Consider the following 13,917-nt stretch of genomic DNA (forward strand, 5'->3'; position numbering starts at 1 on the left):
TCGCGCTGATGGTAGTGTGGGGTTACCCATGTGAGAGTAAGTCATCGCCAGCTCATTATTCTAAAAACCCCCGCCATGATTGTATGGTGGGGGTTTTTTCTTTGCCGGGTGAAAAGCTGAATTAGGATATTTGAGTTGCTGAAATAAAAATAAATACATAATAAATAAAGGGTTTTTAGACTAATGTTGAATTTTAAACCTCGATGTTTTGTGTGAAAGTTGCTCTATCTACCGAGAGGCTAAAAAGTAATTTGAAGTGCTAAATGAGCTTCATTTTATAGTTGGCGATCACGGTTCATTGAAACATAACCCACAGGAGGTGAGGAATGGCACATCAAGCAGTGAATGCCAATAACGTCATTGATCACGCAAAATTTGGTCCCTTTCATTTTAAAGTCGTGGCATGGTGTCTACTGATCATTTTATTTGATGGCTATGACTTGGCCATTAATGGCGTGGTTTTACCGCTATTAATGGAAGATTGGGGGTTGAGTGCTGTACAAGCAGGTATGTTAGCCAGTACAGCATTGGCGGGTATGATGTTCGGTGCGATGACTTTTGGATCTTTGGCCGATAAAATTGGCCGTAAAAAAGTCATCATGATCTGTATCGTGCTGTTCAGTGGTCTAACTTTTGCGGGTGGATTTGCCTCCAATCCAACTGAATTTGCGATTTTACGTTTTCTTGCCGGTTTAGGCATTGGTGGCGTGATGCCAAACCTCGTAGCATTAACTTCCGAATATGCACCGAAGACCATGCGCAGTACTTTGGTTACGACCATGTTTAGTGGTTATGCGGTAGGCGGTGTGATGGCTGCTTTACTGGGTTCTTGGTTTACTCCAGTGTTTGGCTGGAAAATCATGTTCTTTATCGCAGGTATTCCATTGTTTTTACTGCCAGTGATTTGGAAGTTTCTGCCCGAGTCTCTTACTTTTATTGTTAAACAAAACAACCAAGTACAAGCTCGACAGATCGTACGTCGGTTGGCACCTGAGGTGACAGTTACGGATACTACGATTTTTGAGTTACACAAGGTGGATGTGCCTGAGTCAGCGAGTGTAGTCAGTCTATTTAAACGTGGTCGTGCCACCAATACTCTCTTGTTCTGGCTAGCATTCTTCACTTGTCTATTGACTATGTATGCACTCAGCAGCTGGTTGCCAAAACTGATGATGGCGGCAGGTTATTCCATGGATAACAGCCTGATGTTCATGATGACCATGAATATGGGTGCTGTCGTGGGTATTGTGGGTGGTGGTATTCTGGCTGACCGTTTCCATTTAAAGCCGGTTCTGATGTGCCTCGGAATCATGGGTGCAATTGTGATGAGCTTGATGGGGCTACAATCTTCTCAGTTCTTGTTATACATCCTAGTGTTCTTGGCCGGTGCTGCATCGATTGGTTCGCAAATGTTGTTGTATAGTTATGTTGCACAGTTCTATCCATTGGCCGTACGTTCAACTGGTATTGGTTGGGCCTCTGCGATCGGTCGTATGGGGGCAATTGTGGGTCCGATTCTGATCGGTGCCTTACTGGGGATGAGTTTGCCTGCGTATGTAAACTTTATTGCCGTGGGCATTCCGGTGTTGATCACTGCGATCGCCGTGGCATTAATTTGTCATGATCAGCAGTCTGATAAAATTGATACAACAGCACCTGCTGCAGCGGAATTAGAAACTGCCTAATATTAAAGCATTGAAAAAAGCCTTCATGAAAATGAAGGCTTTTTTATTGTCTGCAAATTTCCATAGATGATCGATATTGATTCAATAGCCCCGCTATTTCTAACGAAATGAACCTCTTTAATTTTGCCGATTTCATTTGAATGCGGAACTGTTCTATAGCCTCATCTATTAAATGAGTTAAATCTGTTATGTGATCTGGAAAAATGCCATTTTGCAAATGAATATAAGGAGAGATTCCATTCCTTTATTTCAAATGGTTGAAGAGACAGACAAAATTTCGCTGATTTGATTCCCTTAAAAAGATTCGGTGTTATGCTCATTCAGTAGATGGATGCATTAAATTGATGACTCTAAGCAAGGATGTGGCTGTGCTGAGTGTTTTAACACAACTTTTGGGTGGGATTGGCCTGTTTCTTTTGGGAATGTCCTTGATGACGGATAGCCTGAAAGCGATTGCAGGGGAGAGCCTACGCCTGTGGCTGACCCGATTTACTGGATCTCCGCTCAAGGCTATGTTTTCCGGTATAGGTTTGACTTTACTGGTGCAGTCTTCAACCGCCACAACTTTAGCGACGATTGGTTTTGTCAGTGCCGGAGTGCTCAGTTTCAGTCATGCGATTGGGGTGATTATCGGCGCGAATATTGGAACCACCAGTACTGGTTGGATGGTAGCCTTGCTCGGGTTGAAATTCTCGATTGCCAGTTTTGCCTTACCGATTATCAGTATGGGGGCTTTATTAAAACTCTTTGGCCGTGATCATGTCGCTTTACTTGGACTGGCAATTGCAGGTTTTGGCTTATTATTTTTTGGTATTGATCTTTTGCAAACGGCAATGGCCGATGCAGCACAACGGGTTGATTTTTCAGCCTGGTCTAGTGAAACACTACTCACTCGCCTGATGTTGGTACTGATTGGTCTGGTCATGACCATTTTATTGCAGTCTTCCAGCGCTGCCGTGACTACCACACTGGCAGCTTTGGCAACTCAAACCATCGACTTACAACAGGCCTTGGCCCTGGTGATTGGACAGAATATTGGAACTGTTGCAACTGCAGTACTCGCAGCAATTGGCGCTACTGCCAGTGCCAAACGGACCGCTGCAGTACATGTGATCTTTAACATGCTAACAGCCGTCATGGCTTTTTTCCTGCTCTTACCCGGTTTTGTTTGGCTGGCACAATCGGTGGCTTTATTGCAGCATGTTGATGCTGTAGTTATGGTTGCTGCTTTCCATACTGCTTTTAGTTTGCTGGGAGCACTGATTTTTATCCCGCTGATCAAGCAGCTGGAACAGCTGATTGTGTATTTGATTCCAGAGAAAGAGCTGACCAGTATCCGTTATTTGGATGACTCTTTGCTTGAGGTTCCCGCACTTGCGATTGCTGCTGCTGAAAGTGTATTACGCCAGACAATCGTCGATATTTATACCTTGCTGTTGAAGTGCCTGCGGGGTGAGATTATTGCCTCGATGGTACACACCCAGGAATTGGGCACCATCTTGCAAAAAGTGGAGCAATATCTGCAAGACATGCCTGTGCCTCAATCCAAGGCAGACCAGCAACGGCTGATCGCACTGTTACGATTGATGGTTTATGCACGGATTTTATATGGGGATTTACAGACGATTGCTAATATTGAAGTCTTGAGATCACAAACCGGACTGGATCAGGTATTACAGCAGTTTGCCGATCTGCTAGACAAGCATATTCCGTATTTGCTGGTTGATCCGTCGGAAAAATTACCACTCGCGTTGGTGGAAGAACTGACAGCAACCCGTTTCTGGATACGTGAACAGCAGACTGTATTACGGCATCAAGTTATTGAACGTTCGGCGAATGCTCAAATCTCTGCCGCACAGGCGTTGAATCTTTTGGCTGCACAGCGCTGGCTGGAACATGTGGTGGACCATACCGAGCGCGTGGCAAAAATTCTACATGATGAACAGCATTTAGAGACTGGTTAATTGTCGGCGTGCGTGTTTCAGGGCCGTACGTAAGCCTTCTTCCAGGGTTGGATGATAGAACGGTTTTTGCAAAATGGCATCTACCGTCAACTGCTCATCAATCATCCAGGCAAGTAGATGAGCCAAATGTTCACACTCGGTCAGGAATAGTTCTGCACCCAGAAGTTGTCCCGTCTGAACATCGACGTAAACTTCAATGGCACCTTGATTTTTACCCAGTACCAAAGCCCGTCCCTGTTTTTCGTAGCTACTTTGCCCTGTGACAAACTTATGCTGCTCGCTTTCTAGTTGCTGGTAAGACTTTCCTGCAATTGCCATTTGTGGAGAACTGAAAACAATCGCTAAGGGGGTTAGGGTTTTAATCGGTTGAGTTTGTGGATAACTCAGGCAGTTGTGCACAGCCTGTTTTCCTTCATGGGCTGCTTCATGCTGAACTGGAGTTTGGCTGAAGGCATCACCCACAATAAAGATGGGATAATCACCTAGCTGTTTGCTCTGGGCATCAACCGGTAGTGATTTAATCTCGTTAAAGGCCGGATCGATATTTTCCAATTTTAAGCTTGTTAAGAGGCTTTGTCGGCCTGTGGCATTCAACACATAATCGACTCTGATTTTTTTTGCTTTGCCTTGATGGGTATAGGTGATTTCAACTTCATCATTGTGTCTTTGCATACTGTCCGGCAGTGTTTCAAACAGGATATTCAGCTCTTGGCCAAGCACTTGCTGGGATAAGGTTTGCAAGGTTGGGCTAGACAGAATTCCGGCTTTATTGCTACGGGCAAAAATGGTGGTTTCAACCCCCAAACGTTGCATGGCTTGTGCTAGTTCCAATGCAATCACACCGCTGCCAATCACGGCCAAAGCGCGTGGTAATTCAGGCAATTCAAAAATCTGATCTGAGTTGATCAGACGCTCAGCCAAGACCTGTTGCCATTGTGGTTGCAGTGCGGGTGTTGAACCTACAGCCAGAATAAAATGTTTGGCTTGATAGCGTTGTCCCTCTACTTCAACGGTCTGTGCATCAACAAAATGTGCCTTACCGGAAATTTTGTGTTCTGCCGGCCATTTTTCCACACTTTTTAAGGTTCCGGCAGTAAAGCGGTCACGCAAGCTACGCACATGTGACATCACTTGAGAGGTGTCGATTTGACTTGTTACCTGCAAAGCGACCTGTTCGGCATGCTGAATATCATGCATACGCTCGGCGGCCGAAATGAGAACTTTACTCGGCATACAGCCGACCCGTGCACAGGTGGTATCCCATGGGCCATCATTGATGATTAAAATGTTTTGAGTGTGTTTAATGGCTTCTTGATAAGCGGCAATACCTGCCGTCCCCGCACCGATAATAATAATGTCGTACATAAGATTCTAGGAATAAAGAAAAGCGTATTTTCAATATATAAGAAAATCCGGGATGCGGAAGGGAAATCTTGCAAATCCTTACATTCACTGCAGAGTAAAAAACTTGAGTAAGGTTGGCTTGCTGCTGTTAATGGATGGACGTTCCTACAGAAACGCTCGCGGTTGGGCGTATTTGCATGGAAGAACAAGCACTGACACTGATCAACACGATACAGAGCAAAACTAACTTTTTCATCATTCATCCTTTAAACCTGATTTCGGCCATCAGCTTAATCGAAAAACATGGGGGTGTTTATAGCAATTATGCAATTTCAAATGAGGTGTAATGATGGGAATATTGAGGAGATAAAAAAAGCCCGAAAAAATTCGGGCTTCGCTTAGCGAGAGGATTAGTCGTCTAGCAGATCCATCTGTTTGGCAAGCTGATACAGGTTGTTTGAGCGATTACCAGTACGGCAGAACATCAAGACTGGTTTTGGCAATTCATTATAATGATTGGCGAAAGTACGTACATCCACTTCGGTGATTTGACCGGCAACCACAGGTTGGTAGACATAATCCAGGCCTGATTGACGTGCTGCTTCTTCAATTTGTGCACTGGTCGGTTGTTCTGGGCCACCTTCCATATCTGGACGGTTGTTAATAATCGATTTGAAGCCTTTCTCAACCACTTGAGCGACATGTTCAGGACCAATCTGGCCTGCAAAGCCGACATTCTCACTCATTTTGTTACTCCAGAGTATCTGTATGTTTTATGCAGTATGATAGCATTAAGCTCGTTCTTGAGTTGCAGTCACCTGAATTTTTACAAGAAAATACCAACAAAATATAACGTATGGGAGCAGCTATGTACGCTTATACAGTTGAACCACTGTATGTCAAAAGCGGTCAGGATGTGATTGCTGCCGATTTTTATCGCCCTAAAGCCTTAGAAAAACCTGCAGTGATTCTTATGGCACATGGTTTCGCAGGATTACGCCATTTCAAGCTGATTCGTTATGCACAGCGTTTTGCACAGGCCGGTTATGCTGTCGTGCTATTTGATTATCGGTATTGGGGTGGAAGTACCGGCCGGCCGCGTGAACTGGTCTCTATTGAAAAACAGCTGGATGACTGGCGCACCATGATTCAGCACGTAGCGGCACGTAAGTCGATTGATCCTCATCGGATTGTGCTTTGGGGTACGGGGCTGAGTGGGGGCTATGTGCTTAGCCTTGCTTCTGAACTGAATAATCTACAGGCCGTGATGGTACAAGTGCCATTTGTTGATGGTGCCGAAAGCGTTAAACGTTATCCATTAGCATATTTGCCAAAAGCGCTGAAGTTATCGAGCCAGGACTATATGGGCAGTAAGGTAGGTTTAACGCCGGTCACCTTACCGGTGGTAGATCCGAATGGACTATGCTTCCTGCCACGTGAGGATGCCTATGTCGGCTATCAGGCTATGCTAAATCCAGACTATTACTGGAGTGGAGAGGTACCAGCCCGGGTATTTTTTCATTTAATGCGCTATCGTCCGATACAAGCAGTGCGAAAAATTAATATTCCCGTCCTGATGATTGCAGCACAATATGACAGCCTGATACCGGTTGAGTCGGTACGGCAAACGGTGAACCATCTGGCCCCTTTTGTCGATTATCATGAGTGGGAAATGCAGCATTTTGATATTTATCAGTCTGTTTGGTTGGAAAAAGCCATCATGACCCAATTAGAATTCTTAAAACAGCATATTGGAGTGAACTCATGATTATTGTATGTCCTCATTGTCAGGCCAAAAACCGGGTGCCTGAAGAAAAACTGGAAGCCGGGCCGGCGTGCGGACAATGCCACTCTGCCTTATTACCATTGGCACCGATTGAGCTGAATGAACAGAATTTCAGTCATTTCATTTCCAATAGTGATTTACCTATTTTGATTGATTTATGGGCCGATTGGTGTGGACCATGTAAAATGATGGCGCCGCATTTTGCTCAAGTCGCAAAACAGAATCCTCGAGTGATCTTTGCCAAAATCAACACGGAAGAATCACCTCGACTCAGTGCTGCTTTTCATGTACGCAGTATCCCGACGTTGGTGCTGATGAATAAGACCACTGAGATCGCGAGGATGAGCGGTGCACTTCGATCTAACGAGTTACAACAATGGTTAGATCAGCAACTTAATGCCCATGTTCGGAGTTAATGTGTCAGATTCTTATATAAAACCGGAAGGGACGCTTTCCCTTCAAACCATCGCAATGCCAGCCGATACCAACTGGAGTGGAGATGTTTTTGGGGGATGGATTGTTTCGCAAATGGATTTGGCGGGAGCGATTCACGCTGAACGTTTTAGTAAGGGCCGCTGCGCGACCATTTCGATCAACCAGATGACTTTCCTGGTGCCGGTCAAAGTTGGGGATGTGATCAGCTGTTACACCAAAATTCTCAAGGTGGGCAATACTTCCATCCAGATGCAGATTGAAGTGTGGGATAGCCATGACTCTTCCCGTCCTGCAAAACGTGTGACCGAAGGTGTTTTTACCTTTGTTGCCGTGGATGTGAATGGCAATAAACGTCAGATTCCGCAAGAGGTCAAACAAAAATTCCTCGATGCACAGCATTAAATCTCCTGTATAAAAAAAGCCCCTTGTGGGGCTTTTTTTGCTGTGGGATGTGCTGTAGAGCAGGATTGCCCATGCATGCACATCGGATCAGGAAGCGTGGGCTGTGCGGGTTTATGAGCCGATTAGTCTTTAAAGTTATTAAATTGCAGAGGTAGGCCAAATTGCTGCTCACGCAGGAAATTCATCACTTGCTGCAGGGTATCGCGTTTTTTGTCCGTCACACGGATCTTGTCGCCCTGAATAGATGACTGCACTTTGATGCCACTTTCTTTAATCGCCTTGTTGATCTTTTTCGCGCTATCTGAATCTAAGCCATCTTTGAGCTTGATCACTTGAATGACGTTTTTACCTGATGCAGTGGCTTTTTGCGGATCAAGGGCTTGAACATCGACCTTACGCTTATAGAAGTGGTTTTCCAGCATGTTGTAGACTTGTTCACACTGGAAGTCACTTTCGGTAGAAATCTTAATTTCTTTCGCTTTTTCATTTAGTTCAATAGAAACGTCTTGCCCACGGAAATCAAAACGTGTTGCAATTTCTTTTTGAGTGTTTTGTACAGCGTGATTCACTTCGAATAGTTCAAGTTCAGACACAATATCAAAAGATGGCATGGTTTAGACCTTTACAAAGGGAAAGAATATTTGAGATGCTAGGGATGTTTTCTTCATTTGCCAAGTGTTGTTTATATCAAAGGAGTGCGCAATGATCCGTAAACAAGAAATTACAACATTTGAGTTCCCAGAAGGAGCGATTATCTGGGATGTCCGTGATTCAAATGCCTATGCAGAGGGTCATGTTAAAGGTGCGGTAAATCAACCAATTAATGGTTTAACGGCCGACAGCCTAACTCAAGTGGCAGCGGATCAACCGATTTATATGCTGTGTGGCGGTGGTAGTAAGGCCCTGCGTGCGGCAGAAAAATTAGAGGCATTCGATCAAGCACGTGAATACGTGATCCTTGTGGGAGGTACGCGCGCAGCACGTGATGCTGGTTTGCCTCTTGAGCAGGGATAAGCAAAAAAAGCGCCTTCGGGCGCTTTTTTATGGATCAGTGCGAAGAAAACAACAACACTTTAATCTCACTCATGATGCGCTTTCTGAGCATGATAGGGTTTTTTGCTCTTGCTCTTTTTGAAAAAACGTTGCGGATTCAGTCGCTGTAACACAGCCTCTGGAACAGGGCAGGCTTCTTCTAGAATCAGTGCAGCGAGTACCTCACTGCAGAGAGGTGCAAATAAAAAGCCCTTTGAGCCCAAGCCAGCAAAGGTGTAAATCTCACTGTCGGGATCAAGTTTACCAAGCACAGGGAAATAGTCCGGACTTTGTGCCCGTATTGAGGCGCGTCCTTGCCAGCGTTCAATCGCTGGAAAATCTTGTGACTCACCCGGAAAGACGGTGTTAAACAGATCAGCATTGTGCTGATGATCTTCCAACAATACGTCACTGTCATCCCGCTGTGGATGGAATGAAGCCCCTAAAATCAGATGTTGTGGATCCAGTTGCATACAATAACCACCATAACTGAAGGCCTGATCGACCGGCAGTATTGGATGTGCTAAAGGAATCCAGCTCACCTGACCGCGAATCGGTTTCAGTAGTGGATAATTCTCGAAGAAATCTGCGCTTTGTTGTGCACAGCACACCACGGCATGATCAACACGGGCAATACAATCACCGGCCTGATTGAAAACCTCAATACCCGCATCCGACTGAACCAGTTGTTTAATCGTGGCGATTTCAAGCTGAATGAGAGGATGTTGTACAATCTGATCACGCAGCTGATGCGGAAATACCGCTCCCGCCTTGCTGAGTTTCAGGCTGGCATACGGTGTATTTAACAGGGACTGTTGCGGCGTCTGTGCGTGCAGTAGTCCAGCAGGGTACTGTTGGGCTAAGTCCAAAAGTTCATCAGGCTTTTTCAATGCCAGCTGATTGACCTGCAGAGGACGGAAGGCTAGGAACTGGGCATAATGGCGCAACGCATGTTGCCAGCAGATGGTCATTAAATGGGTATGACTTTGCTGAATCGGGCTGAGTTTTGGGTTGAGTAATGCCAGTGGATTCCCCGATGCACCCGATAAGGCCGCTTTCCGCTCGTAAATCTTAACTTGATGGCCACGTTGTGCCAGAGCCCAAGCTACACTTAAACCGGCAATACCCGCGCCAAGTACTGCAATCGTTTTGCAGTTGTCTCGCTGATTTAGGGACGGAGAAGAACACGTAACGCCGTCACTGGTAGTAGGCTCAGGGGCCTGCCAGATAGCCTTGAGCATTTCACGTTTATGACCAAAACCACGCGGTCGTGAAATTTGGACACCATGAGCAGACAACCCTCGTTTTAACACACCTGCCACACTGAACGAGGCAAAGGTCGTGCCGTAACCCGACAGACGAATGATATGTTGTAAGACATTTTCCGCCCACATATCTGGATTACATGATGGGGCGAAACCATCTAGAAACCAGGCATTGACTTGCTGGGTTTTCACCATGGCAGGGAATACAGCTTGGGCATCACCCAACCATAAGTCCAGGCTGAAGCGTTCTTTCGGAAAAGAGAGACGATGGCAGCCAGCAATCGGTAAAGGGTATTGGGCGATTAATTGTTCAGCCAAAGGTGCGAGTTCTGGCCAGGCATTTAATGCACGGATCAGATCAGCCTTGCTGAGTGGAAATTTCTCCACGCTAATCGCATGTAAATGGCTGTGATTGTTGGGGCGAACTTGTTGCCAGAGTTGCCATAAGGCCAAAATGTTCAGACCGGTACCAAAGCCGGTTTCGCCCACACAAAAATAGTCATAGTCTGCCAGTGCAGCCAGACGTGGTGAAAGGTCGTTACCATTTAAGAAAACATGGCGGGTTTCCAATAAGCCATTATCTTTGGAAAAATAGACATCACCAAACTGTTTCGACACTGGCACGTCGATGCCATCGACCTGCTGCCATTCCAGATCGGCGGTTTGAATCGCATCTGACATGATGTTTGTCCCTTGTACGAAAGCCAGTCGTGCTGTATCCGGGTTTTACCACTGACGACGACGTTTGGTATAGATATAACTGGCAAGAAGAAAGCCAAGCAGCACACCAACCGCTAGAGTCGCAGCGCCGTATAGAAACATTTGTGCGCTACGTTCACTTTGTAGTACCTGTAACTGCACGCCTAAGTTATCGTTTTTGAGTTGTAGTTCCTGATTTTGTGCCAGCGCAGCAAGATTGGCTTTTTCTAGCTGTTGCAGGCGCGTGCTCTGGTCTTTGACCAGGGCTTTAATTTTGGCATCCTGTAACGCTTTGTTCTTGGCAATCTGTTCAGCAGTCAGTGGTTGCACTTCTTGAGGTTGACCGGTTGGACTGGCTGTGGCATTGGCTGGAAGAATACCCGGTTTGGCTGCGGGTACTGTTGCAGTCGTCGCCGGGGCGGAAGTTGCCGGAGCCGGCCGTACCGCTGCGGGTGCTGGCGTTTCGACAGCCCAGGCAGAAGAACAAAAGAGGCTTAACGCGAAGAGGCTTTTGACCACACCCTGCATGACATTATCCTTTTGGAAATGCTTTGTTGAATGGTTTAACATCAATATGGCCATACACACCGGCTTTTAGGAATGGTTCATCTTGTAACCAGGTATCCAGCGCTTCACGGCTGTCAAAATCGACAATAATCGTACTGCCATAAAAACCCGCCTGAGGATTGCTTGGATCTTTGGGCATTGCACCTGCCACAATTAAACGACCTTCATCATCTAATTGCTGTAAACGTTCAACATGTGCAGGACGGGTTGCCAGACGTGTTTCCACGGTTCCTTCGTTATCGGTGCAGGTGACTACAAATAAAGGCATAGAATCTGTTTCTCTTGAGAATCGGTGAATTATTCTTCGGTTGACTTAAAATGCTTACGCAAGATGATGAACTGGATAATGATAAAAGAAAACATCACGATCATGTCACCAAAAGCGGTAAATTCTCCCCAATATTTTCCACCCATAAATAAAAAGGCAAAAAATACATGTAGACAGGACATGACCACAAACATGGCGGCCCAGGCAAAATTCAGATTTTTCCATCCTGCAGCTGTCAGATGCAGAATCGGACCGAATAAACGCTTGATCAGTGGCGTGCGATCTTTACTGAACCAAGGAGATAGCAAGAAAGCGCCGGCAAATACCAGATTGAGCAATGCCGCTTTCAGACGGATATAAAAGTCATCACTTAAAATCAGGGTAATGCCACCAAAAATCACCGTCATGAACAGCACTAGCCATTGCTGTTTGTCCAGACGGAATTTTTGCATGACAAATAAAGCACCGTACACCACCAGCATGGAAATAATTAGTCCTGTGGTTGCGACCAGAATATTGTTGTTATCGACACCGCCTGCTGAACCGATCAGTTGTAAAAGAGGATGTTGTTTGTCTGTTGGCTCAACAGTTTTATAGAGGTAGAAGAAAATTATGAGCGGCACAAAGTCGAAAAGTGCTTTCATGTTAGAGTATCTGATCTGTTCAAGTGAATGGCATAGTATAAAAGATGCAAGGCGTAGATTTACATACACACAGTAATATTTCTGATGGAACTTTGTCTCCAGCAGCACTGGTCGAATCTGCAGTCGCACATGGCATTCATACCCTGGCACTGACAGATCATGACAGTATGGATGGGGTGCTATTGGCACAGCAGGCGGCACAGTCACAGCCACTCGATATCATCACGGGCGTAGAAATTTCCAGTCAATGGTCGCGGCCAGCCACCCAGAAAAGCTATGGCGTGCATATTGTGGCCTTGAATATGCAGAATCCGGAACCGCTCTATGATGCACTGGCCAAACAGAAGCAGATCCGTGCACAACGTGCTGAACAGATTTGTGCCTTGTTACAGCCACTGATTGGCCGGCAGATTTATGATGAAGTCTTGGCTTTGGCGGATTTTCAAGCGGATCATATTACCCGAACCCATATCGCCAAAGTTTTGGTGAATCAGCAGATCGTTAGCCGGCCGCAACAAGCCTTTGATCGTTTTTTGAAAGAAGGAAAGAAAGCCTTTGTGCGTTTTGATGGTTTAAGTCTGCCAGAGACAGTGCAGGTGATTCAGCAAAGCCGCGGTTTTGCCGTATTGGCGCATCCGACTCGTTATGATCTCTCCGCCACCAATGTCCGCTACCTAATCGAGTTGTTTGCGCAAGCAGGAGGTCATGCTGTTGAACTCCCACCAGGCATAGATCCTTTATCTACCCGGCAGATGATTGACCGTATGATCGCACAATACCAACTCAAGGTCTCAGTCGGCAGTGATTTTCATGGTGAGAATATGCCCTGGATTCGACTCGGACATATTCCTAAGGTGAATCCTGAACAGTACGGGATCTGGCAGGATTTTCAATAAATAGACGAGACGGCTTAGAGCAAGTTATGGTCTTGGGCTTGAATGGGCGGTGGAGTCGGTTTGCCGAGACTGCCGAGTAATTCAATTTCAATCATGCGCACCATCGAATCAAGTGGCAGGTCATTGCTTTGCGTGCCGAAGGGTTCTTCAATTTCACTGCTCAGTGCATCAAGGCCCAGAAAGGTGTAAGCCAACAGGCCGACCAACAGTGGCGTCACCAAGCCTAGCGTTGAACCTAAACTGAAAGGCAACATAAAACAGAAAAAATACACGGTTCGGTTCAGCAGAACCGAATAAGCAAAAGGCAAGGGAGTGTTGGCAATTCGGTCGCAACCGGTTTGCACCATACTTAGCTCTGCGACATGCTGGTTCATTTGCATGTAAATTACGTCGGATATTTCACCATCTTTGAGTGCTTGCAGCAGTTCCCAGTGAATCAAGGTGAGGGTGTATTGTGGCGCATTGTGATGTTGGTACAGCTGGGTGAGTGCCTGCTGACTGAGTCCACTGGTTTCAACCAGCTCGGTCGGATTCGCGGTCTGGTGGCGTAGACGGTCACGCAACACATTGGCAAAGACAATCACATGCTGAATCACACGTTCACGGCGGGCTTGTGTCAGAACCCGACAGTCACGATCAAAATGCCGGGAGTTGGCGATGAGAATTCCCCACAATTTTCGCGCTTCCCACCAGCGGTCATAACAGGCACTGTTTCTGAATCCCAGGAAAATCGACAACACTACTCCGATCAGGGTAAAGCCCACCAAAGGGACTTCTGGCACATGCAAAATATTGAGGTAAGTGAGGCCGCCGATAATGGTCGAAATCAGCATCACAAAGCCCAAAGAGGGCAAAATTTTCGGCAAGATGGTGCCGCGCCAGGAAAACAGAACTTTCAGGATGCTGGGTTGGTCGCGAACGATCATGTTA

Annotated in this window: 15 protein-coding genes; 7 read left to right on the plus strand and 8 right to left on the minus strand. The window is 46.1% G+C overall.

The window, feature by feature from the left end; translation table 11 throughout:
- Window positions 1-326 precede the first annotated feature (326 nt).
- Together PAE54_RS05395 and PAE54_RS05400 are read left to right on the plus strand one after the other, a co-directional pair.
- A complete protein-coding gene (locus PAE54_RS05395) occupies window positions 327-1,685 on the plus strand; it encodes an aromatic acid/H+ symport family MFS transporter (protein ID WP_326518711.1) in 1,359 nt (452 codons plus the stop codon).
- A gap of 368 nt (window positions 1,686-2,053) precedes the next feature.
- Window positions 2,054-3,649 carry a Na/Pi cotransporter family protein gene (locus PAE54_RS05400; protein ID WP_326518773.1) on the plus strand — a complete coding sequence of 532 codons (1,596 nt, stop codon included), beginning with the start codon at window positions 2,054-2,056 and terminating at the stop codon, window positions 3,647-3,649.
- Here PAE54_RS05400 and PAE54_RS05405 read toward each other — a convergent pair.
- Together PAE54_RS05405 and PAE54_RS05410 are read right to left on the minus strand one after the other, a co-directional pair.
- Complete coding sequence (locus tag PAE54_RS05405) at window positions 3,635-5,014, minus strand: dihydrolipoyl dehydrogenase (RefSeq protein ID WP_326518712.1); 1,380 nt, start codon at window positions 5,012-5,014, stop codon at window positions 3,635-3,637. The two genes, PAE54_RS05400 and PAE54_RS05405, sit on opposite strands and share 15 nt — an antisense overlap.
- 389 nt (window positions 5,015-5,403) lie before the next feature.
- Complete coding sequence (locus PAE54_RS05410; protein ID WP_273778437.1) at window positions 5,404-5,739, minus strand: protein tyrosine phosphatase family protein; 336 nt, start codon at window positions 5,737-5,739, stop codon at window positions 5,404-5,406.
- Window positions 5,740-5,861: 122 nt separating this feature from the next.
- On the opposite strand from PAE54_RS05410, the gene PAE54_RS05415 reads away from it, so the two are divergent.
- The 3 genes from PAE54_RS05415 to PAE54_RS05425 are packed head-to-tail and all read left to right on the plus strand — an operon-like array spanning window position 5,862 to window position 7,616.
- Window positions 5,862-6,761: an alpha/beta hydrolase gene (locus tag PAE54_RS05415; RefSeq protein ID WP_326518713.1), complete on the plus strand. Its 900-nt coding sequence runs from the start codon at window positions 5,862-5,864 to the stop codon at window positions 6,759-6,761.
- Entirely contained in the window at window positions 6,758-7,195 is a 438-nt protein-coding gene (gene trxC, locus PAE54_RS05420) for a thioredoxin TrxC (RefSeq protein ID WP_273778440.1), read from the plus strand. The genes PAE54_RS05415 and trxC overlap by 4 nt, the downstream gene beginning before the upstream one ends.
- 1 nt (window position 7,196) lies before the next feature.
- Window positions 7,197-7,616: an acyl-CoA thioesterase gene (locus tag PAE54_RS05425; protein ID WP_273778441.1), complete on the plus strand. Its 420-nt coding sequence runs from the start codon at window positions 7,197-7,199 to the stop codon at window positions 7,614-7,616.
- Window positions 7,617-7,738: 122 nt separating this feature from the next.
- Here PAE54_RS05425 and PAE54_RS05430 read toward each other — a convergent pair whose 3' ends face one another.
- On the minus strand, window positions 7,739-8,227 hold the full coding sequence (locus PAE54_RS05430; protein ID WP_326518714.1) for a YajQ family cyclic di-GMP-binding protein: 489 nt from the start codon (window positions 8,225-8,227) through the stop codon (window positions 7,739-7,741).
- 91 nt (window positions 8,228-8,318) lie between these two features.
- On the opposite strand from PAE54_RS05430, the gene PAE54_RS05435 reads away from it, so the two are divergent.
- The gene (locus PAE54_RS05435; RefSeq protein ID WP_273778443.1) at window positions 8,319-8,630 is read left to right on the plus strand and encodes a rhodanese-like domain-containing protein; all 312 of its coding nucleotides are present in this window, start codon (window positions 8,319-8,321) and stop codon (window positions 8,628-8,630) included.
- Window positions 8,631-8,695: 65 nt separating this feature from the next.
- On the opposite strand, the gene mnmC is transcribed toward PAE54_RS05435, so the two are convergent.
- The 4 genes from mnmC to PAE54_RS05455 are packed head-to-tail and all read right to left on the minus strand — an operon-like array spanning window position 8,696 to window position 12,091.
- Complete coding sequence (gene mnmC / locus PAE54_RS05440) at window positions 8,696-10,594, minus strand: bifunctional tRNA (5-methylaminomethyl-2-thiouridine)(34)-methyltransferase MnmC2/FAD-dependent 5-carboxymethylaminomethyl-2-thiouridine(34) oxidoreductase MnmC1 (protein WP_326518715.1); 1,899 nt, start codon at window positions 10,592-10,594, stop codon at window positions 8,696-8,698.
- 45 nt (window positions 10,595-10,639) lie between these two features.
- Complete coding sequence (locus PAE54_RS05445; protein WP_326518716.1) at window positions 10,640-11,140, minus strand: SH3 domain-containing protein; 501 nt, start codon at window positions 11,138-11,140, stop codon at window positions 10,640-10,642.
- A gap of 4 nt (window positions 11,141-11,144) precedes the next feature.
- Entirely contained in the window at window positions 11,145-11,447 is a 303-nt protein-coding gene (locus PAE54_RS05450) for a YciI family protein (RefSeq protein WP_326518717.1), read from the minus strand.
- A 29-nt stretch (window positions 11,448-11,476) separates the two neighbouring features.
- On the minus strand, window positions 11,477-12,091 hold the full coding sequence (locus PAE54_RS05455; protein ID WP_273778447.1) for a septation protein IspZ: 615 nt from the start codon (window positions 12,089-12,091) through the stop codon (window positions 11,477-11,479).
- 44 nt (window positions 12,092-12,135) lie between these two features.
- Here PAE54_RS05455 and PAE54_RS05460 point away from each other — a divergent pair, with 44 nt between their 5' ends.
- Complete coding sequence (locus PAE54_RS05460) at window positions 12,136-12,987, plus strand: PHP domain-containing protein (protein ID WP_326518718.1); 852 nt, start codon at window positions 12,136-12,138, stop codon at window positions 12,985-12,987.
- Between the two features lie 14 nt (window positions 12,988-13,001).
- On the opposite strand, the gene PAE54_RS05465 is transcribed toward PAE54_RS05460, so the two are convergent.
- Window positions 13,002-13,913: a bestrophin family protein gene (locus PAE54_RS05465; protein WP_326518719.1), complete on the minus strand. Its 912-nt coding sequence runs from the start codon at window positions 13,911-13,913 to the stop codon at window positions 13,002-13,004.
- Between the last annotated feature and the right edge of the window lie 4 nt (window positions 13,914-13,917).

The sequence above is a fragment of the Acinetobacter minutum genome (assembly GCF_035916735.1).
In the GTDB taxonomy this organism is placed as follows: Bacteria; Pseudomonadota; Gammaproteobacteria; order Pseudomonadales; family Moraxellaceae; genus Acinetobacter.

Excerpts from the sequence above, each read along its gene's own strand:
- PAE54_RS05450 (WP_326518717.1), bottom strand. The coding sequence starts at position 11,447 with ATGCCTTTATTTGTAGTCACCTGCACCGATAACGAAGGAACCGTGGAA.
- PAE54_RS05410 (WP_273778437.1), bottom strand. The coding sequence starts at position 5,739 with ATGAGTGAGAATGTCGGCTTTGCAGGCCAGATTGGTCCTGAACATGTC.
- PAE54_RS05455 (WP_273778447.1), bottom strand. The coding sequence starts at position 12,091 with ATGAAAGCACTTTTCGACTTTGTGCCGCTCATAATTTTCTTCTACCTC.
- PAE54_RS05465 (WP_326518719.1), bottom strand. The coding sequence starts at position 13,913 with ATGATCGTTCGCGACCAACCCAGCATCCTGAAAGTTCTGTTTTCCTGG.
- PAE54_RS05445 (WP_326518716.1), bottom strand. The coding sequence starts at position 11,140 with ATGCAGGGTGTGGTCAAAAGCCTCTTCGCGTTAAGCCTCTTTTGTTCT.
- PAE54_RS05405 (WP_326518712.1), bottom strand. The coding sequence starts at position 5,014 with ATGTACGACATTATTATTATCGGTGCGGGGACGGCAGGTATTGCCGCT.
- mnmC (WP_326518715.1), bottom strand. The coding sequence starts at position 10,594 with ATGTCAGATGCGATTCAAACCGCCGATCTGGAATGGCAGCAGGTCGAT.
- trxC (WP_273778440.1), top strand. The coding sequence starts at position 6,758 with ATGATTATTGTATGTCCTCATTGTCAGGCCAAAAACCGGGTGCCTGAA.
- PAE54_RS05415 (WP_326518713.1), top strand. The coding sequence starts at position 5,862 with ATGTACGCTTATACAGTTGAACCACTGTATGTCAAAAGCGGTCAGGAT.
- PAE54_RS05460 (WP_326518718.1), top strand. The coding sequence starts at position 12,136 with ATGCAAGGCGTAGATTTACATACACACAGTAATATTTCTGATGGAACT.
- PAE54_RS05430 (WP_326518714.1), bottom strand. The coding sequence starts at position 8,227 with ATGCCATCTTTTGATATTGTGTCTGAACTTGAACTATTCGAAGTGAAT.
- PAE54_RS05395 (WP_326518711.1), top strand. The coding sequence starts at position 327 with ATGGCACATCAAGCAGTGAATGCCAATAACGTCATTGATCACGCAAAA.
- PAE54_RS05435 (WP_273778443.1), top strand. The coding sequence starts at position 8,319 with ATGATCCGTAAACAAGAAATTACAACATTTGAGTTCCCAGAAGGAGCG.